The 18657-nt window shown below is 75.0% G+C and carries 21 protein-coding genes and 1 pseudogene; 7 read left to right on the forward strand and 15 right to left on the reverse strand.

Annotated features, from left to right (window positions below):
• Window positions 1-38 precede the first annotated feature (38 nt).
• Complete coding sequence (locus ACFQ8Y_RS08740) at window positions 39-629, reverse strand: phosphoribosylglycinamide formyltransferase (protein WP_430585223.1); 591 nt, start codon at window positions 627-629, stop codon at window positions 39-41.
• 22 nt (window positions 630-651) lie between these two features.
• Window positions 652-1032 carry a VOC family protein gene (locus ACFQ8Y_RS08745; RefSeq protein WP_430551443.1) on the reverse strand — a complete coding sequence of 127 codons (381 nt, stop codon included), beginning with the start codon at window positions 1030-1032 and terminating at the stop codon, window positions 652-654.
• A 63-nt stretch (window positions 1033-1095) separates the two neighbouring features.
• On the opposite strand from ACFQ8Y_RS08745, the gene ACFQ8Y_RS08750 reads away from it, so the two are divergent.
• The gene (locus tag ACFQ8Y_RS08750) at window positions 1096-1677 is read left to right on the forward strand and encodes a 1-acyl-sn-glycerol-3-phosphate acyltransferase (RefSeq protein WP_430545958.1); all 582 of its coding nucleotides are present in this window, start codon (window positions 1096-1098) and stop codon (window positions 1675-1677) included.
• A 15-nt stretch (window positions 1678-1692) separates the two neighbouring features.
• Here ACFQ8Y_RS08750 and ACFQ8Y_RS08755 read toward each other — a convergent pair whose 3' ends face one another.
• Entirely contained in the window at window positions 1693-2595 is a 903-nt protein-coding gene (locus ACFQ8Y_RS08755) for an SDR family oxidoreductase (protein ID WP_430585224.1), read from the reverse strand.
• A gap of 102 nt (window positions 2596-2697) precedes the next feature.
• Here ACFQ8Y_RS08755 and ACFQ8Y_RS08760 point away from each other — a divergent pair, with 102 nt between their 5' ends.
• Both ACFQ8Y_RS08760 and ACFQ8Y_RS08765 read left to right on the forward strand, forming a co-directional pair.
• Entirely contained in the window at window positions 2698-3261 is a 564-nt protein-coding gene (locus tag ACFQ8Y_RS08760; protein WP_430551445.1) for a TetR/AcrR family transcriptional regulator, read from the forward strand.
• A 10-nt stretch (window positions 3262-3271) separates the two neighbouring features.
• Window positions 3272-3838 (forward strand): GNAT family N-acetyltransferase, encoded by a 567-nt coding sequence (locus tag ACFQ8Y_RS08765; RefSeq protein ID WP_430585225.1) that lies wholly within the window; start codon window positions 3272-3274, stop codon window positions 3836-3838.
• On the opposite strand, the gene ACFQ8Y_RS08770 is transcribed toward ACFQ8Y_RS08765, so the two are convergent.
• A complete protein-coding gene (locus tag ACFQ8Y_RS08770; protein WP_430585226.1) occupies window positions 3722-5782 on the reverse strand; it encodes a hypothetical protein in 2061 nt (686 codons plus the stop codon). The genes ACFQ8Y_RS08765 and ACFQ8Y_RS08770 overlap by 117 nt on opposite strands.
• A gap of 106 nt (window positions 5783-5888) precedes the next feature.
• Here ACFQ8Y_RS08770 and ACFQ8Y_RS08775 point away from each other — a divergent pair, with 106 nt between their 5' ends.
• Complete coding sequence (locus tag ACFQ8Y_RS08775) at window positions 5889-6185, forward strand: hypothetical protein (RefSeq protein WP_430551448.1); 297 nt, start codon at window positions 5889-5891, stop codon at window positions 6183-6185.
• 60 nt (window positions 6186-6245) lie between these two features.
• Here ACFQ8Y_RS08775 and ACFQ8Y_RS08780 read toward each other — a convergent pair whose 3' ends face one another.
• Window positions 6246-7142 carry a universal stress protein gene (locus ACFQ8Y_RS08780; RefSeq protein ID WP_430551449.1) on the reverse strand — a complete coding sequence of 299 codons (897 nt, stop codon included), beginning with the start codon at window positions 7140-7142 and terminating at the stop codon, window positions 6246-6248.
• A 144-nt stretch (window positions 7143-7286) separates the two neighbouring features.
• Here ACFQ8Y_RS08780 and ACFQ8Y_RS08785 point away from each other — a divergent pair, with 144 nt between their 5' ends.
• Window positions 7287-9041: a GAF domain-containing protein gene (locus ACFQ8Y_RS08785; protein ID WP_430563370.1), complete on the forward strand. Its 1755-nt coding sequence runs from the start codon at window positions 7287-7289 to the stop codon at window positions 9039-9041.
• Here ACFQ8Y_RS08785 and ACFQ8Y_RS08790 read toward each other — a convergent pair.
• From ACFQ8Y_RS08790 to ACFQ8Y_RS08835, 10 genes are all read right to left on the reverse strand, one after another.
• Complete coding sequence (locus tag ACFQ8Y_RS08790; RefSeq protein WP_430551451.1) at window positions 8993-9673, reverse strand: response regulator; 681 nt, start codon at window positions 9671-9673, stop codon at window positions 8993-8995. The two genes, ACFQ8Y_RS08785 and ACFQ8Y_RS08790, sit on opposite strands and share 49 nt — an antisense overlap.
• Window positions 9674-9729: 56 nt before the next feature.
• The gene (locus ACFQ8Y_RS08795; RefSeq protein WP_430585227.1) at window positions 9730-10947 is read right to left on the reverse strand and encodes a dipeptidase; all 1218 of its coding nucleotides are present in this window, start codon (window positions 10945-10947) and stop codon (window positions 9730-9732) included.
• A gap of 9 nt (window positions 10948-10956) precedes the next feature.
• The gene (locus ACFQ8Y_RS08800) at window positions 10957-11316 is read right to left on the reverse strand and encodes an RNA-binding S4 domain-containing protein (RefSeq protein ID WP_380318621.1); all 360 of its coding nucleotides are present in this window, start codon (window positions 11314-11316) and stop codon (window positions 10957-10959) included.
• A 12-nt stretch (window positions 11317-11328) separates the two neighbouring features.
• Entirely contained in the window at window positions 11329-11982 is a 654-nt protein-coding gene (locus tag ACFQ8Y_RS08805; RefSeq protein ID WP_430585228.1) for a response regulator, read from the reverse strand.
• Complete coding sequence (locus ACFQ8Y_RS08810; RefSeq protein ID WP_430585229.1) at window positions 11979-13307, reverse strand: sensor histidine kinase; 1329 nt, start codon at window positions 13305-13307, stop codon at window positions 11979-11981. The genes ACFQ8Y_RS08805 and ACFQ8Y_RS08810 overlap by 4 nt, the downstream gene beginning before the upstream one ends.
• Before the next feature lie 77 nt (window positions 13308-13384).
• Complete coding sequence (locus ACFQ8Y_RS08815) at window positions 13385-13984, reverse strand: NADPH-dependent FMN reductase (protein WP_430551455.1); 600 nt, start codon at window positions 13982-13984, stop codon at window positions 13385-13387.
• On the reverse strand, window positions 13981-14241 hold the full coding sequence (locus tag ACFQ8Y_RS08820; RefSeq protein WP_430585230.1) for a hypothetical protein: 261 nt from the start codon (window positions 14239-14241) through the stop codon (window positions 13981-13983). The genes ACFQ8Y_RS08815 and ACFQ8Y_RS08820 overlap by 4 nt, the downstream gene beginning before the upstream one ends.
• Before the next feature lie 3 nt (window positions 14242-14244).
• The gene (locus ACFQ8Y_RS08825) at window positions 14245-14505 is read right to left on the reverse strand and encodes a hypothetical protein (protein WP_430551457.1); all 261 of its coding nucleotides are present in this window, start codon (window positions 14503-14505) and stop codon (window positions 14245-14247) included.
• Complete coding sequence (locus tag ACFQ8Y_RS08830) at window positions 14502-14690, reverse strand: hypothetical protein (protein ID WP_430551458.1); 189 nt, start codon at window positions 14688-14690, stop codon at window positions 14502-14504. The genes ACFQ8Y_RS08825 and ACFQ8Y_RS08830 overlap by 4 nt, the downstream gene beginning before the upstream one ends.
• Window positions 14691-14706: 16 nt before the next feature.
• Window positions 14707-15633 carry a hypothetical protein gene (locus ACFQ8Y_RS08835; RefSeq protein WP_430585231.1) on the reverse strand — a complete coding sequence of 309 codons (927 nt, stop codon included), beginning with the start codon at window positions 15631-15633 and terminating at the stop codon, window positions 14707-14709.
• A gap of 147 nt (window positions 15634-15780) precedes the next feature.
• Between ACFQ8Y_RS08835 and aspA the strand changes: the two are divergent.
• Both aspA and ACFQ8Y_RS08845 read left to right on the forward strand, forming a co-directional pair.
• A pseudogene (gene aspA, locus ACFQ8Y_RS08840) lies at window positions 15781-17214 on the forward strand (aspartate ammonia-lyase); the annotation flags it as partial.
• Window positions 17215-17348: 134 nt separating this feature from the next.
• On the forward strand, window positions 17349-18656 hold the full coding sequence (locus tag ACFQ8Y_RS08845; RefSeq protein WP_430551460.1) for an anaerobic C4-dicarboxylate transporter: 1308 nt from the start codon (window positions 17349-17351) through the stop codon (window positions 18654-18656).
• Window position 18657: the final 1 nt, after the last annotated feature.

Below are 18657 nucleotides of genomic sequence, written 5' to 3' on the forward strand. Positions count from 1 at the left end.
GGGTTGTCGTCGCGAGCTCGTCCGGCGCACCCGCCGGCTCAGGAGCGCCAGGCCCGCAGCACGTCGACGAGGAGCGCCTTCTCCGCAGCCTGCACCCGGGCGCGCAGGGCGGGCACGTCGTCGCCGGGGACGACCGGCACCTCGGTCTGCGCGACGACGGGTCCCTCGTCGTAGTCCGCCGTCACCACGTGGACCGTCGCGCCGGAGACCGTGCGGCCCGAGGCCAGGACGGCCTCGTGCACATGGTCGCCGAACATGCCGGCGCCGCCGAACTCCGGCAGCAGCGCGGGGTGCGTGTTGAGGATCCGCCCCGCGTAGCGGGCGAGGACCCGCGACCCGAGCTTCTTCATGTACCCGGCGAGCACCAGCACGTCGACCTCGGCACCGTCGAGCGCGGCGAGGACGGCGGCGTCGAGGTCGTCCGCGTCCGGGTGGGTGACACCGCTGAGGTGGGCGGTCGGGACGCCGTGCCGCCGGGCGACGTCGAAGATCCCCGACCGGCTGTTGTTCCCGAGCACGAGGCGCACGTCGGCGGCGCCCGACCCCAGGACGTGGTCGGCGGTGCTCCCCGCGCCCGACCCGAGGAGGGCGACACGGAGCGGGACGGAGGGGCTCGCGGCGGCGGTCACGGCACGAGCCTGCCAGAGCCCGTCAGGCCGTCGCCCACACCCCGAGCTCGTTGCCGCTGGGGTCGAGGAAGTGGAAGCGGCGGCCACCGGGGAACTCGTACGGGCCGTCGACCACCCGGCCGCCCGCGGCCGTCACGCCGGCCAGCGTCGCGTCGAGGTCGTCGGAGTACAGCAGGACGAACGGGCCGCCCCGGGAGACGTCGGCGGCCTCGGCGAGACGCAGCCCGCCCGCCTCCGCCGGCGCCCGCTCCGCGGCCGTGCGGATGCCCGCGTACTGCGGCCCGTAGGCGACGAACTCCCAGCCGAAGGCCGCGGCGTAGAACTCCTGTGCCGCCGCGAGGTCGGTCACCGGCAGCTCGAGGTAGTCGATGGTGTGGTGGACGCCGTGCGCGTGCTCGCTCATCCAGGCAGCATGGCGCGGCCCTCCGACACCCGCTCCCCGTCCGCCGGCCGGTAGAGTCGCCCGATGCTCAGAACCCTGCGGCGGGCGCTCGCCGGCACCTACTGGCGGCTCAGCCGCTGGACCCTGCGCAGCGAGCCGGCCCCGGCGCAGGCGGGCGTGCTGGTGGGCGCGCCGCACACGTCCAACTGGGACTTCGTGCTCATGCTCGCCATCGCGTGGCGGCTCGGGCTGGACGTGCGCTGGCTGGGCAAGCACACCCTGTTCGCCGGTTGGCGCGGGCCGCTCATGCGCGCGCTCGGCGGTATCCCCGTGGACCGTCGCGACCCCAGCCGGGTGGTGGACGACGTGCTCGCCCACGTCCGTGCCGGGGAGGTGTTCCACCTCGTCGTCACGCCCGAGGGCACGCGGTCGGGCGACGGGTGGAAGTCGGGCTTCTACCGCATCGCCCGGGCCGCGGACCTGCCCGTGACGCTCGGGTACGTCGACCGCACCACGATGACGACGGGCCTCGGCCCCACCCTCCGCCTCACCGGCGACGTGCGCGCCGACATGGACGACATCCGCGCGTTCTACGCGGACAAGGCGGGCCTGCGCCCGGCGCTGCGCACCGAGCCGCGGCTGGCCGACGAGGACCGGCAGGGCTGACGCCCTCTCGACGCGTCAGCCGCGCGCCGCGTGGTCGTACGCGCCGGCGGCAAGGTCCTCCAGCAGCGTCGGGCCGACCGGCTCCCAGCCCAGCAGCTCGCGCGTCAGGGCGCTCGACGCGACGGCGTCCATGCCCCAGAACCGGCTGAGCCACCCGAAGTGCTCGGCCGCGTCCGCCGGGTCGACGGACACCGCCGGCACCCCCACGGCCCTGCCGATCGCCTCGGCGATCTCGCGGGACGGGACGCCCTCCTCCGCCACGGCGTGCACCGCGGAGCCCGCGGGCGCCTTGTCGACGGCGAGGGCGACCGCGCGCCCGGCGTCGCCGACGTGCACCGCGGGCCACCGGGCCGAGCCGTCCCCGACGTACCCGGAGACGCCGCGCTCGCGCGCCGTCCGCACGAGCGTCGCGGTGAAGCCGTGGTCGCCGGTGCCGTGCACGGTCGCCGGGAACCGGAGCGCCACCGGTCGGACCCCTCGTCCCACGGCGTCGAGCGCCACGCCCTCGGAGCCGCCGCGCGGCGCGTCCGGGCCGGTGAAGGCCGACGCGTCGCGCTCGGTGAGCACGACGCCCGGCCGCCCGACGACGCCGGACGCGACCAGCAGGCCGCGCCCGCTGTCCGCGAGCTCGTCGACGAACGCCTGGACGACGGCCCGTTCGGTACGGCCCGCGGCCTCGTAGTCGGCGAAGTCGTGCTTGAACGCCAGGTGGACGACCGCGTCGGCGTCGCGGGCGGCGGCCCGCAGCACCTCCAGGTCGTCGAGCCCGCCACGGACGGCGGTGGCGCCCAGCTCCTCGACCCGGCGGGCCGACGCGTCGGAGCGGGCGAGCCCGAGGACGTCGTGCCCGGCGGCGAGGAGGTGGGGGACGGTGGCGGAGCCGATCCAGCCGGAGGCTCCGGTGACGAAGACGCGCATGGGTTCTCCTCTCGTGGGCCGTGCCGCGGCCCGTGATGTCAGTTGCTGACATCACTCACGGTACACCTGATGTCAGGGACCGTCATCACTAGACTGTCCCGCATGGCCCGATGGGAACCCGACGCGCGCGGGCGCATGACGCGCGCCGCGCTCGACCTCTACGCCGAGCAGGGGTTCGAGCAGACGACGACCGCCCAGATCGCCGAGCGCGCCGGCGTCACCGAGCGCACGTACTTCCGGCACTTCGCCGACAAGCGCGAGGTGCTGTTCGACGGCTCCCACGAGCTCGAGGCGGCCGTCGAGGCCGCCATCGCCGCCGCGCCCGACGCCGACGAGCCGCTCGACGTCGTCGGCGAGGCCGTCGCCACCGCCGTCGAGGTGCTCGAGGAGCGCCGCGAGTTCGCCGCCCGCCGCGCCGCCGTCGTCGCCGCGACCCCGCGCCTGCAGGAGCGGGAGCTCCTCAAGCTCGCCGCGCTGCGCGACGCCGCCGCGGCAGCGCTGCGCGGCCGCGGCGTCCCCGAACCGGACGCCTCGATGGTCGCCGAGGCCGGGGTGGCGGCGTTCCGGGTCGGGTTCGAGGCCTGGATCGCCTCCGGGCAGTCCCGACCGGTCACCGACGAGGTGCGGTCCGCCCTCGCGGCCCTGCGCGCGCAGGCGCGGGGCTAGGCTCGCCGTCGTGCCCGCGACCGGAAACCCGCCCTCCGTCCCCTCCGGTGCGCTGCCCGACGGCGTCACCCTGCGCCTCCTGGACGACGACGACGGACCGGCGCTCGCGGCGGCGTACTCCCGCAACCGGGCTCACCTGGAGCCGTGGGAGCCGGTGCGTCCGCCGGAGTTCTACGACGCCGACCGGCAGGCCGGGCTCGTCGCGACGGAGCTGCGGTCGCACGAGGACGGCCGGTCGGTGCCGCTCGTCCTGGTGCGTGCCGGCGAGATCGTCGGCCGCGTGAACCTGTCCGACATCGTGCTCGGCGCGTTCCGCAACACCCATCTGGGCTACTGGGTCGACGCCTCGCTCGCCGGGCGCGGCGTCATGACCGCGGCGGTCGACGCCGCGTGCGCGCACGCCCGCGACGACCTGGGCCTGCACCGCGTCCAGGCGGCGACGCTGCTGCACAACACGGCGTCACAGAAGGTGCTCGCGCGCACCGGGTTCGACCGCATCGGCACCGCGCCGTCCTACCTCCGGATCGCCGGCCGTTGGCAGGACCACGCCCTCTTCCAGCGCATCCTCCACGACTGACCTCCGTCGACGGCGCACCACGAGAGCGACGACGCCGCCCCCCGCGGCGAGGACCAGCACCACCACGCCGGCCCCGGCGGCCGTCGCGAGCCCTGCCCGGTCCGACGCCGCGGCCGCATGCTCGGCGGCGGCATCGAGGTCGCCGGCAGCGAGGTCGCCCCGCGCCCGCTCGGCCGCCCGATCGACGCCGAGCACCAGCGCCCCCAGCTCCGTCACCGGGTCGCGGTCGGCGTCGGACGCCTCGACGGCCGCGCCGACGCTCGTCGTCACCTCGGCGGCCCGCGGCAGCAGGGTGGCGAGCTCCGCGTACGCGTCGGCGTCGGACGCCCCCTCGTACGCCGCGCGCACCGCCGCCGGCACGTCCAGCCCGGCCCGCTCGGCCGCTGACTGCACGGCCCCGGCGTCCTGCGCCGTGCCGTCGAGCGCGGACCGCACGTCCTTCGCCTCGTCGAACTCCCAGCGGGTCATGGCCGTGCGCAGCCCGAGCGGAGGCGCCCAGCCGCCGTCGGCCTCGTCCAGGGCCGCGTACGCCTTCCGCGCGGCGGCCCGGGGCTTCAGCGCGGCCTTCTGCTCGGCGTCGAGCACCCACGTGCGCAGCACCTTCGGCGCGCCGGAGACGTCGCCCCGCTCCTCCACCAGGTCGAGGAAGCGCCGCCAGTCGGTCCGGCCGCCGTTCTCCTCCATGGAGCCCGGGCGCTCGTACGCGCTCTCCCCCGCCTGGGCCGCCGAGACCACGGCCGTGAACGCGTCGTCGTCGAGCCCGCCCAGCAGCTTCCGCACCACGGTGTACGACGCCGCGTACCCGTACTGCTCGGCGTCCGCGTCCAGCTCGCCCGGGTGCGCGTCCCAGTCCGAGAGAGGCACGGCGACGTCGGCGTGGCGGTCGGGCGCCGACCACGGGTCGCTCGACGCGCCCGTCCGCTCGACGACCCGCTGTGCCACCACCTCCGTCACGCCCTCGGACAGCCACCGCTCGGTGAGGCGGTCCGGGTTGAGCCAGGCGTGCCCGAGCTCGTGGTAGAGCGTCGCCGGGTCGAGGTCCTCCGGGATGACGATCTCGTCCTTGTCCGGGTCGAACCACGCGTACCCGAGCACCTTGGGCGACACGTCCTCGCGGATCGTGTCGAGCCCGCCCGGCCACGGCCGCCCGACGAGGTCCTCCAGCACGGGCAGGCCCTGCTGCAGCCGCTTCCCCACGAACGCCGTCCACTTCTCGTCGCCCGGGAAGCTCTGCAGCGTGAGGGTGGTGCCGCCCACCTCGACGACCTTCTCGTCCGCCTTCTTCGGGTCGCGCGCCGAGACGACCGCCCAGATCCCGTCCTTGTCGGTGTTCTCCGTGGCCGTGTACGTGGTGGTCTTCCCGGAGCGCTCCTGGGTGAACACGTCGGACGTCGCGTCGAACGTCATCGACGCCGGTAGCACCACCTCGACCGTCGTCCGGCCGGCGTCCCCCACGCCCGACGCCGCGAAGGTCGCGAAGCCGTCGCCCACCCGCGTGTAGTCCTTCGAGCGCACCGGCTCGCCCGGCACGACGAAGCTCCACTCGATGGTGCGCGTCTGCCCGTACCGCAGCGGTGCGAACGTCGTCACCGCGTACCGGGTGCTCGGGTCCTCGGTCGCCTCCAGCCGCACCGGCAGCGAGGCACCGCCGCTCGTCGCGCGCACGTCCTCCGCCCCCGCCGGCACGGCGATGGAGTACGACGTGAAGTAGTAGTACGTCAGCCCGCGGTCGGGCGTGACGTTGCCGATGGTGGTGGTCGACGTCGCCCGCACCTCGGTGTCCTTCGCCCGCAGCACGTACCGGCTGTGGGACTCCTCCGTGAGCCCTTCGTCGGCGACGGCGGCGGGGCCCGCCAGCAGCAGGGCGCCGGCCAGCCCGACGCCGAGCAGACCGGGCAGCAGGTGCGGCGCGGCACGTCGGCGAGGCGCGGGCGAGGGGATCATCGCGCGCATCCTTGCGCCTGCCGTCGGCACGCCGCAAGCCCGCCCGGGTGCGCGACGTCGCCCCGTGCGGTAGACCGGAACCCGTCGGGCCGCGGAGGGGGACGCCATGGGTACTGACAGCACAGGTGCCGGCGACGGTTCCGCCGGCACGGACGCCGGCTCGCTCACCATCGCCCTGCTCACGGCGTGCTCGGAACCCGACCTCGGCATCCGCTCCCGCATCGTGCAGGAGCTGCTCGACGAGGCGAGCACCGACCCCCGGCTCGCGCGCGAGGTGATCACCACCATGCTCACGGCTTCGGTGATGTCCCTGCGTGCCTACACGGACGCGACGCGGCGCGACCCGCACGACGTCCTGCGCGCCCTCGGCACCAGCTGGTCGCAGCGCTCACTGAGCGCCTGAGCCGCACGGGATCCTGCCGCCGCGGCTCGCCGGGGGAGTCGACGGGCGCGCGGCGGCAAGCTAGTCGTGCACCACCGTCACGGCGCACGGCGCGTGGCGCACGATCCGGTCGGGACCGCCGCGCACGCGGCCGACCTGCAGCGAGGCGGCACGGCCGCCGGTCACCACCAGGTCGTCCGACCGCAGCGCGGCGAGCAGCGCGCCCGGCGCGACACCACCGCGCGTCTCGACCGTCCAGCCGACGGCGGGGTACTTCTCGCCCCACCGCGCGACCCGGGCCTCGAGGTCGGCCCGCGCCTCGGCGCGCAGCCGTTCCAGCCACCCGAGGTCGCCGTCGGTGGCGCCCGCGAACATCCCCTCGTCGGCGGAGTGCGCCGCCGTCAGGGACACACCGGCGCGGTCGGCCTCGTCGAACCCTGCCTCGAGCACGCGGTCGGAGGCCTCGCGAGGGTCGACGGCGACGACCACGCGGCGCGGCTCCTGGGCACGGGCGGCCCGCGGGACGACGACCACCGTGCCGGGGGCCAGCGCCGCCACGGCGGACGAGATCGAGCCCATGGGCACGCGGTCGAACGTGCCGACGCCCCGGCGTCCCACCACGACGACGGCGCCGCGCCGGGCGTGGTGCACGAGGACGGCGCAGGCGTCGCCGCGCACGGCCACGAACTCGACCGCGCCGGGCGACGTGCCGAGCGTCCGCGCCGCCGTCGTGCGCTCGAACCTGACCCGGGACCGCGCGACCAGCGCCTCCGCCTCCGCCCGCGGTTCCGGCCCGCGGGACCCCGCGGTCACCGCCCCGAGACCGACCGGCTGGGCGTAGGCGTGCACGACGACGAGGCGCGCCGCCAGGCGCAGTGCCTCGCCCGCCGCCCATGCCATCGCGTGGTAGCCGCCCTCCGAGCCGTCGACACCCACGACGACGTCCCGGACCGGTCCCTCCACGCTGCTGATCGCCATGTCGTCCTCCTCCGACCGCACCAGTGGGCCACGCGCGCCGGGCCGCGCGGCAGTGCCGAACGCCCCGTCGGACGGGCCGAAGGTCCCGATCGGGACGACCGGGACAACGGGCGGGCATCCGTCGGTGCTTCTAGCGTGTGTGACGTGAGTCCGCGGCAGGGTCGCCGGGAGCGGGACATGGACGTCCTCCTGGACGCCGTCGTGTCCGTGGGCCGGGGCCTCGAGCTGGAGACGACCCTGCACCGGGTGGTGCAGGCCGCCGCCGCGGTCGTCGACGCCCGCTTCGCCGCCCTCGGCGTGCTCGGGGACGACCGGCGCATCACCCGGTTCCTCACCGTGGGCATGTCCGAGGACGAGATCCGCGCCATCGGCCCGTACCCGACGGGGCACGGGATCCTCGGCGAGCTCATCCGCGACCCCCGTCCGCTCCGACTCCCGGACATCGCCGCGGACGCGCGCTCGGTCGGGTTCCCGCCGCACCACCCGCCGATGCGCAGCTTCCTCGGCGTGCCGTTGCAGGTGCACGGACAGCCGTTCGGCAACCTCTACCTCACCGAGAAGCGCGGCGGAGGCGAGTTCACCGCGGACGACCAGCGGCTGCTGGAGGGGTTCGCGACCGCCGCGAGCTTCGCCGTCGAGAACGCGCGCCTCTACGAGGAGACGCGGCTGCGGGAGCGGTGGCTGCGGGCCGACGACGAGATCGCGCGGCGCCTGCTGTCCGGCGAGGACCCGGACAGCGTGCTCGACCTGGTCGCGGCGGAGGCGATCAGCGTGGCCGCGGCCGACACGGCCGGGATCGCCGTGCCCGTGGACGACGACCCGGACCGGGAGCTCCCCACCCTCGTCGTCCGCTCGGCGGTCGGGATCCGGGCGGAGAGCCTGCGCGGGCAGGTGCTGACCCCGCCGCGCTCGTTCAGCGCGATGGCGTTCGTGGACGGGCGGCCCGTCGTCACCGCCGACGCCACCACCGACGACCGCGCCGACGTCGCCCTGCACCCGGACGGCACGCTCGGCCCCGTCGCCGCCTTCCCGCTCGTGGGCCGCGGGCGGCGGGCGCGCGGCGTCCTCGTCGTCGGGCGGGTGCGCGGCGCCGACCCCTTCCCGACCGTCGTCGTCGAGGCGCTGGGGGCGTTCGCGAACCAGGCCGCCGTCGCGCTCGAGCTGGCCGAACGGCGCGCGGACGCGGCCCGGCTCGCCGTGGTGCGCGACCGCGACCGCATCGCGCGCGACCTGCACGACCTGGCGGTGCAGCGCCTGTACGCCACGGGGCTCTCCCTGCAGACGGTGGACCGCCGCCTCGCAGCACCGGGTCCCCTGGCCCCCGAGGAGACCCGTGAGACGGCGGGGCGGGTCGGTGCGGCGATCGACCAGATCGACGAGACGATCGACCTGATCCGCACCACCATCCGCGGGCTGCGCGACCCGGGCGGCGACCTCCCGCACCGCGTCGGCACGCGCTCGCTGCTCCTCGCGGAGGCCGACGCCGCGACCCATGCGCTCGGCTTCGCCCCGACCGTCCGGTTCGAGGGCCCGATCGACGCCCAGGTGCCCTCCACCGTCGCGGCGCACCTCGTGGCCGTGCTGCGCGAGAGCCTGTCGAACGCGGCCCGGCACGCGCGCGCCACACGGGTGCGGGTCGGCCTGCGCGCCGACGGCGACCTCGTGCTGACCGTCGTCGACGACGGCGTCGGGATCGCCACGGACGCGCCCCGCAGCGGGCTCGCGAACCTCTCGCGGCGGGCGGCGGAGCTGGGCGGCTCGTTCGAGGCCCGGCCGGGCCGGGCCGGCGGCACGGCGCTGCGCTGGCGGGTGCCGCTCGTGCCCGGCGGCAGCGGTCTCGCCGGCGTGGTTCAGGAGGCGGCGGACGGCGTGTCGGGGTCGTCGGGCCGGCCGAGCTGATCGAGCCGCACCGCGAGGACCGCCGCCTGCACCCGGCGCTCGAGGCCCAGCTTCGCCAGGAGGCTCGACACGTAGTTCTTCACGGTCTTCTCGGCAACGAACAGCTCGGCGCCGATCTGCCGGTTCGTCAGGCCCTCGCCCACGAGCACGAGGATGCGCCGCTCCTGGGGGGTGAGGTCGGCGAGCGGGTCGTCGGCCGCGGTCTTCTCGCGCAGGCGTGCCATCACGCGGCCCGTGGCCCGCGGGTCCAGCATGGAGCCGCCCGCCGCCACCGTCCGGATGCCCGCGACCAGGTCGGTGCCGCGCACCTGCTTGAGCACGTAGCCGGACGCGCCGGCGAGGATCGCGTCGAACAGGGACTGGTCGTCGTCGAACGACGTGAGCATGAGGACCGCCACGTCGGTGCGCGAGCGCAGCTCCCGGCAGACGCTGACCCCGTCGCCGTCGGGCAGCCGGACGTCGAGGACCACGACGTCGGGCCGCAGGGCCGGGACCCGCGCGAGGGCCTCCGCCGCCGTCCCGGCGGTACCGACGACCTCGAGGTCGGCCTCCATGCCGAGCAGGTCGGCGACGCCGCGGCGCACCACCTCGTGGTCGTCGACGAGGAACACCCGCACGGGCGCACCGGTCATGGGCTCACGCTAGCCCTCCGGCGCGCCCTCGGCCGGGCGGCCGACGCGGGCAACCGTCAGACGCCGCCGTCGAGGTCCTCGAGGCGCGCGACGCTGGGCTCCCGCTCGGCCCGCAGCCGGGCGGCGACGTCCTCCGCGCCGCGCAGCGCGCGCAGCACGTTGCCGCTGGTCAGGCCCGCCAGGTCGGCGTCCGACCAGCCGCGGTCGGCGAGCGCCGCCAGCAGTGCCGGGTAGCCGGAGACGTCGCGCAGCTCGTCCGCGAACCCTCCTGCGCCGTCGTAGTCGCCGCCCAGGCCGACGTGCGCCGCCCCCGCGACCTCGCGCACGTGCTCGACGTGCGCGACGACGTCGTCGAGCGTCGTCGGCGGCTTGGGGTGCGTCTCGGCCCAGGCGGTGGAGAACCGGTCGAACTCGGCGATGTCGTTCGGCGCGATCCCCGCGGCCCTCGCGGCCGCCCCGGCCTGCGCCCGCCACTCGCCGATGGCCGGGGTGACGAAGCTCGGCACGAACGTCACCATGCACACGCCGCCGTTCTCGGCGAGGCGCGCCAGGACGTCGTCGGGCACGTTGCGCGGCACGTCGGCGACGGCGCGCGCGGAGCTGTGCGAGAAGATCACCGGCGCCTCGGAGACGTCGAGGGCGGCGCGCATCGTGCCCGCGGAGACGTGCGAGAGGTCGACGAGCATGCCCAGCCGGTTCATCTCGCGCACCACCTCCCGCCCGAACGGCGTCAGCCCGCCCTGCGCGAAGCGCCCGTCGGCGGGGGGCTCGTCGGTCGCGGACTCGGCCCAGGGGTTGTGGTGGTTGTGGGTGAGCGTCATGTACCGCACGCCCAGCTCGTACAGCATGCGCAGGGCGCCCATCGACGAGTCGATCGACTGCCCGCCCTCCGCGCCCATGAGCGACGCGACGCGACCCTCCGCCCACGCGGCCACGACGTCGTCGGCGCTCGTCGCGAGGCGGAAGTGCTCGGGCCAGCGCGCCACCATGCGGCGCACGGCGTCGACCTGCTCGAGCGTCGCCGTGACCGCGGCGCTGCCGGGCAGGTTGGACGGCACGTACACCGACCAGAACTGCGCGCCCACGCCCCCCGCGCGCAGCCGCGGCACGTCGGTGTGCGTACGGCCGTCGGTACCGGCCTCCAGGTCCAGCCGCGACCAGTCGTACGCGACCTGGTCGCGCGCCTCCCACGGCAGGTCGTTGTGCCCGTCCCAGACGGGATGCTCGCGCAGGAGCGCGGCGATGCGGTCGGTGTGGTCCGCTGAGCTGGTCATCCCCCGACCCTAGCGACGGCCGCCGCGCAGCCGGTCGATCTCGCGCCGCTCGCGCTTGGTGGGGCGGCCGGCGCCGCGGTCGCGCACGCCGACGGCCTCCCGCTCCTGGCGGGTGGGCACCGGCGGGCTCTCGTCGCGGTACGCCTTGACGGCCAGCGGAGCGCCGACCCGCTTGGGCAGCAGCTCGACGACGACGACCTTGCGGTCGCGCAGCGGGTCGCGCCAGGTGACGGTGTCGCCCACGGTGACGGACGTCGACGGCTTGGCCACCGTGCCGTTCACCCGCACCCGCCCCGACCGGAGCAGGGCGGCCGACGACGACCGGCTCTTGAAGAGCCGCACCGCCCACAGCCACACGTCCACGCGCACGACGTCAGCCTCTCACGACGACCGCCCGGCCAGGCCGCTCTCGTACGCCGCGATGACGAGCTGCACGCGGTCGCGGCACCCGAGCTTGCGCAGCACCTCCGACACGTACGACTTCACGGTCTGCTCCCCGATGAACAGGGCGTCGGCGATCTCCGCGTTCGACAGCCCGCGCGCGACGGCGAGCAGGACGTCCGTCTCCCGCGGCGTGAGCGTGCCCAGCTCCGGCGCCGGACGCCGTGCGGCCGCCCGGGCCGCGAAGTCGTCCACCAGCCGCCGCGTGACCTGGGGGCCCAGCAGCATCGACCCGTCCGCGACGAGGCGGACGCCCTCGATCAGCCGCTCCCCCGTCACGTCCTTGAGCAGGAACCCGCTCGCCCCGGACCGCAGGGCGTCGTACACGTACTCGTCGAGGTCGAACGTCGTGAGGATCAGCACGCGCGTGGCGGGGTGGTCGGCAGCGATCCGGGCGGTCGCGGCGATGCCGTCGAGCACCGGCATGCGGACGTCGACCACGGCCACGTCCGGCTCCGTGCGGGCGACGAGGTCGAGCAGGTCCCGGCCGTCCCCGGCGGTCCCGACGACCTCCAGGTCCGGCGCCGAGCCGAGGATCGCGGTGAACCCGTGCAGCACGACCGGCTGGTCGTCGGCGACGACGACCCGTGTCACGCGACGCCCGCGGCGTCGCGCCGGACGTCGCGTCCGACGGCGGGCACCGCCTCGCGCGGGCCGACCGGCAGGCTGACGACGAGCACGAACTCCGACCCCTCCCGCTCCGCCGTCACGACGCCGCCGAGCGCCTCGACCCGCTCCCGCATGCCGATCAGCCCGCCCCCGGGCACGACGTCGCCCGCACCGGCCGGGTGGTCGACCGGGTTCGTGACCCGCAGCCCGGCGACGTCCGACACGTGCGCCAGCGTGATCGTCGTCGGCGCACCGGGCGCGTGCCGCCGGGCGTTCGTCAGCGCCTCCTGCGCGGCCCGGTAGAGCACGTAGCCCTGCGCGGCCGGCACGTCCTCGCAGTCCCCCGTGAGCGTGACGTCCTGGCCCGCGGCCCGGGCCTGCTCGACGAGGCCCGCGATGTCGCAGGCCGACGGCTGCGGCGCCCGGGCGGTCCCGTCCGTGCGCTGCAGCACGGTGAGCACCTGACGCAGCTCGCCCAACGCCTCGCGCGCGTCCCCGGCGATGTCGGCGAGCACGCGGCGGCCGTCGTCGCCCAGGTCCGGGTACGTGTACGGGGCGGACTCCGCGCGGACGGCCACGAGGGACACGTGGTGCGCGACGACGTCGTGCAGGTCGCGCGCGAGGCGCGCGCGCTCGACGGCGACGGACTCCACCTCCAGCGCGTGGCGCTCCGTGGCGGCGGCCGCCAGCGAGCGCCGCGACGACGCGCGCGCCGTGCGGACGACGGCGGCGACCCCGACGACGAGCGACACGGCCACCGTGTAGATCAGGCCCGCCTCGACTGGGCGCTCGCCGTCATAGCTCCCGGCGTGCACCGGGCCGATCGGGAGCGCCGCGGGCACGTTGGTGAGCGCGTAGAGCCACGCGCCCGCGAGGGTGACCACGAGCGGCACGACGGCGCGGCGCCACGAGTCCTGGACCACCAGGCACGTGATCATCAGCAGGGCCAGCCACCAGCCCCACACGAACGTCCCGAGCAGCGGGACCGTGAGGAACGGCCAGGCCGCCAGGAGCGTCGCGAGGACGGGACGACGGCGGGCGACGAGCACGGCGGTGACGCAGCTCAGCCCCGCCGCCCAGGTGACGAACCACAGGAAGTACCCGGAGTCGAGCCACGAGGTCTCGACCAGGTAGGGCGTGCCCGCGGGGGTGTCCCAGGTGCCGTCCGGCTGCTCGACGGCGAGCGGTGCCTCCTCGACCCGCAGGGGCGACGCCAGGAGGAAGAGGCCGAGCACCGCGGCCATCGCCGCGGGCGCGACCCAGGCGCGGGCGGGCCGGAGGGGGTTCGGCGCGGCGACGGTCGAGGTCATGGCGACGATCATGGCCGCTCGGCCGCACCGCCCACCACCGCCGAGCGGGGGAGATCCGGTCCCCCCGCGCGGGGGGACTACTTGGTCGACGCCGGGTCGCTGTCGCCGATGTGCCCGGGTGCGGTGACGGCGAGCACGCGCTGCACGAACGCGCAGTACTCGTCCATGTAGTGCCGCAGGAAGCCGGCGGTGCTCTCGTTCGACACCTCGCCGTCCGGTCCGAAGTCGTCGGCGACGAAGGTGATGTAGGCCTCCGGGGCGTTGAGCTGCGGCGCGTCGAGGAAGCTGAGGACGGCGCGCATCGACGACTGCATGACGGCGGTGCCGATGCCGCCCGGGGACGCGCCGATGATGCCGACGGGCTTGCGCGCGAAGGAGTTCTGGCCCCACGGGCGCGAGCCCCAGTCGATGGCGTTCTTCAGGGCGCCCGGGATCGACCGGTTGTACTCCGGCGACACGACGAGCAGGCCGTCCGACGCCTCGACCGCCGTCTTGAAGGCCCTCCCCTCGGGCGGGTAGTCGGCGTCGTAGTCCCAGCTGTAGAGCGGGAGGTCCCCGATGGGGATCTCCGTGAACTCGAGGTCCTCCGGCGCCAGCCGGACGAGCGCCCGCGACAGCGTGCGGTTGATGGAGCCCTTCGCGAGGCTCCCGACGATGTAGCCGATCTGGTACGTCATGACGTCTCCCTGTTCCTCCGGTGCCGTGGCAGCTGCGCCAGGAGCGCCTCCGCGGCGGCCAGGTCACGGCCGTACACCGCCGGGACGCGGCGCTCCCCGGGCAGCGTGCCGCCGACGGCTTCCTCGACGACCGTCCGTCGGGTGACGGCGGCGCCACCGGGGTCGTCGTCGTCCCGGAGCTCCACCGCGCCCACGACCCGCAGCAGCGGGATGCGCAGGAGCCGCGCGAGCAGGTGCACCCGGATGATCACGGCCACGGGTCACCCGCCGAGCCTGATGTCCCCGTACGGGTCGGCCCCCGCGCGCGACGACCCGGACCGGCGGCGCGCCTCGCCGTCGCGACCGCCGTCGTCGTCGACGCTCCCGCCGTCGTCCTCGCCGTCGAGGCGGGCGCGCAGGCCCGCGACGAGCGCCCGGGCGCCGGCCTCGATCTGTGCGTACCGCTCCCGCCCGGCCCGGGTGCCCACGACGTACCCGAGCCCGAAGAACAGGGCGCGGCCGAGCGTCCTCCGACCGATCATCCTGACCCCTCCTGGCCCTGCCGTGTGCGGATCGCCGACGCGACCGCGCTCGCGGCCGTCACGCCGACGACCGACCCGAGCGCGATCAGCCCCGACCGCACCGCCGTGCCGCCCGACCGCCGCGACCTGCGCCCCAGCGCCTCCGCGACCCGGTCGGCGAACGTCTTCTTGCGCCACCACGTCATCGTCGTGCTCCCGTCCCTATCGGTCGTGCTCGTCCTTGTGCCTGCGGATCCTCGTGACGATCTGCTCCTTGCGCAGGGACGTCGGCAGGTCGAGGCCCATCTCCACCCCGAGCGCGCGCAGCTCGTCCTTCGTCATCGCCTTGAGGTCCAGCGGGCCGGTGTCGGCGTCCGCCCCGAGCTGCCGTCCCTCGGACGCCACCTCCCGACGGCGCGCGTCGGCCTCCTCGACCCGCCGGCGGGCCTGCTCCGCCTCCTCCTCGGCCTCCCCCGCGAGCCGGTCGGCCCGGGCCCTGGCCTCGTCGGCCGCGCGCCGGGCGTCCTCTGCCGCGGCCTCGGCCAGCTCCCGGGCTCGCGTCATCTGCTGGCGGGCGCGCTCGACCGCCTCCTCGGCCTTCGCGCGAGCCCGGTCGGCCTCCGCCCTGACCTGCTCCACGTGCTTGCCGACGTCGGCCTCCGTCTCCTCCACCCGTCGGGCGGCGAGCTCGGTGGCCCGCCCGCGCTTCGCCGCGACGTACTCGTCCGCCTCGCGCTGCGCCTCCGCGGTGACCCGCTTCACCTCGCGGTCGCCCTCCGTGCGGGCCTCGGCCACCCGGCGGTCGCCCTCGGCCTCGGCCTCGGCCACGGCGTCGGCCTGCTCCTTCGCATGGCGGGCCTCGTCGTGCGCCCGCACCTCGAGCTCGTGCGCCCGTTCCATCGCGGCGTCCACCCGGCTCAGACGGCGCTGGTCGCCGTCGCCCGGGAAGGGGTTGGCGTCGGCCAGGGCGGCGACCGCCTGCTGCCCGGCCGACTGCGCGGTGCGGCCGGCGGACTGCACGGTGCGGCCGGCCGTGCGGGCCGGGCTCTTGACGCCCGCGTCCAGCATCCACAGGACGTTGCGCGGCAGGTCCGTCACGCCGCGCCGGGCCTGCCTGCCCAGCCACGTCATCGGGTTGGTCCTCGTCATGGGCTCCTCCTCGACTCGGGCAGCCGAACGACCACCGATGGCGCCCCCTGACGACTTCGTGCCCCTCCAGCACACGCCGGACCCCGCATGCACGCACGCCCACCTCTCGTCGGGTGCCCGGCCGGTGGCGTTGCTAGCGTCTGCCCCATGGCTGAACCCACGGCTGACGTGCGCGTCGAGGAAGACCTGCTCGGACCGAAAGAGGTCCCTGCGCAGGCGTACTACGGGATCCACACCGTCCGGGCGATCGAGAACTTCCCGATCTCCGGGACGACCATCAACGACGTGCCGGAGATGATCCGCGGCATGGTGATGGTGAAGAAGGCGGCGGCGCTCGCGAACCGGGAGCTGCGGGCCATCCAGCGGGACGTCGCGGACGCCATCATCGGCGCGTGCGACGAGGTGCTGGTCAAGGGGCGCTGCCTCGACCAGTTCCCGATCGACGTGTTCCAGGGCGGCGCGGGCACCAGCGTCAACATGAACACCAACGAGGTGGTGGCGAACCTCGCGCTGGAGCTGTCCGGCTTCCCCAAGGGCCGCTACGACGTCATCAACCCGAACGACCACGTCAACAAGTCCCAGTCCACGAACGACGCCTACCCCACGGGCTTCCGCCTGGCCGTCCATGCCCTGACCGAGTCGCTCGTGGTGGCAGTCCGACGCCTGTCGCGGGCGTTCGACGAGAAGGCGTCGGAGTTCGCCGACCTGCCGAAGATGGGCCGCACCCAGCTGCAGGACGCGGTGCCGATGAGCCTGGGGCAGGAGTTCGCCGGCTTCTCCGTCAACGTCGCGGAGGAGGTCAAGCGCCTGCGGAACGCGGCCGACCTGCTGCTCGAGGTGAACCTGGGCGCGACGGCGATCGGCACCGGCCTCAACACCCCGCCGGGCTACCCGAAGGTGGCGGCGCGGCGGCTCGCGGAGGTGTCCGGGCTCGGCACGGTGCCGGCGGAGAACCTCGTCGAGGCCACCTACGACAACGGCGCCTACCTGGCCGTGCACTCCGCGGTGAAGCGGCTCGCGGCCAAGCTGTCGAAGATCTGCAACGACCTCCGCCTGCTGTCCTCCGGGCCGCGCGCGGGGCTCAACGAGATCAACCTGCCCGAGCTGCAGGCCGGCTCGTCGATCATGCCCGCCAAGGTGAACCCGGTGATCCCCGAGGTCGTCAACCAGGTCTGCTTCAAGGTCATGGGCAACGACGTGACCATCACGCACGCCGCCGAGGCCGGGCAGCTCCAGCTCAACGTCATGGAGCCCGTGCTGGCGGAGTCGATGTTCGAGTCGATCCGGCTGCTGACCAACGCGTGCGACGCGCTGCGCACCAAGTGCGTCGTCGGGATCACCGCGAACGCCGACGTCATGCGGCAGCACGTGCTCGGCTCCATCGGCATCGTCACCTACCTCAACGAGGTGATCGGGCACCACAACGGCGACCTCGTGGGCAAGGAGGCGGCCCGCACCGGCGCCTCGGTGCGCGACGTCGTCGTCGCGCGCGGCCTGCTCACCGCCGAGGAGGTGGACAAGATCCTCACCACCGAGAACTTCCTGCACCCGCGCTACAGCGGCCGCTTCTACGCGCCCGACGAACGCGGCATCCCGCCGCTGGGCGAGGAGGGCGAGTCCTCGCGCGTCGTGGAGTCCGACGACGCGACGGGCGCGCCGTCCGACCCCGGGCACGAGCACGACGAGGCCTCCGACGAGACGGGTGAGGCCGCCCGGTGATCGTCGTCCAGTTCGCCGTCCTCCTCCTCTTCGTCTTCATCGGCGCGCGCCTCGGCGGGATCGGGATCGGGCTGGCGGGCGGCGCCGGCGTCATCGTCCTCGGGCTGCTGGGCCTCGAGGTCGACCCGGCGACGGGCGTCCCCTGGGACGTGCTGGGCATCATCATGTGCGTCATCGCGGCCATCGCCGCGATGCAGGCCGCCGGCGGGCTGGACTACCTCGTGGCGAAGACGGAGGTGCTGCTGCGCGCCCGCCCGCGCAGCATCACCTTCCTCGCGCCGCTCGTCACGTACGTCATGACGGTGTTCTCCGGCACCGGGCAGGTCGCCTTCTCGACGCTGCCGGTGATCGCGGAGGTGGCGAAGGAGTCGAACGTGCGGCCGTCGCGGCCGCTGTCCATCGCGGTGGTGGCGTCGCAGATGGCGATCGCCGCCTCGCCCATCTCCGCGGCGGTGGTGGCGATGGCCGCCGTCGTGGAGCCGCTGGGCGTCGACTACATCACGCTGCTCACGGTGGCCGGCGTCTCGACGCTGGTCGGCTGCATGGTCGGCGCCGTCGTCGCGTCCCGGCAGGGGGTGGAGCTGCAGGACGACCCCGTCTACCAGGAGCGGCTCGCCAAGGGGCTGGTGAAGCGCCGCGAGCGCACCGAGTTCGTCGCCAAGCCGCGGGCGCTGCTGTCGCTGATCATCTTCGCGGCGGCGCTCCTGGTCGTCGTGCTCTACTCGACGGCGGTGTCCGACTCGGTGGGCCTCATCGAGAACCCCACCATCACGCGCAGCGGCGCCATCATGACGTTCATGCTGCTGGCGGGGCTGCTCATCGCCCTGCTGTGCAAGATCGACGTGGGCACGGTCATCACGCAGCAGACGTTCCGCAGCGGCATGAGCGCCGCCGTCTGCATCATCGGCGTCGCGTGGCTGGGCAACACGTTCGTGCAGGGGCACACGGCCGAGATCGAGGAGCTGGGCGGCGACATCATCGAGCGCTACCCGTGGATGCTCGCGGTCGTGCTGCTGCTCGCGTCGGCGCTGCTGTACTCGCAGGCGGCGACGACGATCGCCCTCATGCCGGTGGCCGCCGGGATGGGCGTGGCAGCCACGACGATGGTCGCGTCGTTCCCCGCCGTCACCGGCCTCTTCCTGCTGCCGACGTACACCACCGTGGTCGCCGCCATCGAGCTCGACGACACCGGCACCACCCGCATCGGGAAGTACCTGTTCAACCACTCGTTCATGGTGCCGGGGCTGGTGGCCGTCGCGTCCGCCGTCGCCATCGGCTTCGGGCTGGCGCCGCTGCTGATCTGAC

It is taken from the genome of Isoptericola sp. NPDC056605 (genome assembly GCF_042792795.1).
Taxonomy (GTDB): Bacteria; Actinomycetota; Actinomycetes; order Actinomycetales; family Cellulomonadaceae; genus Isoptericola.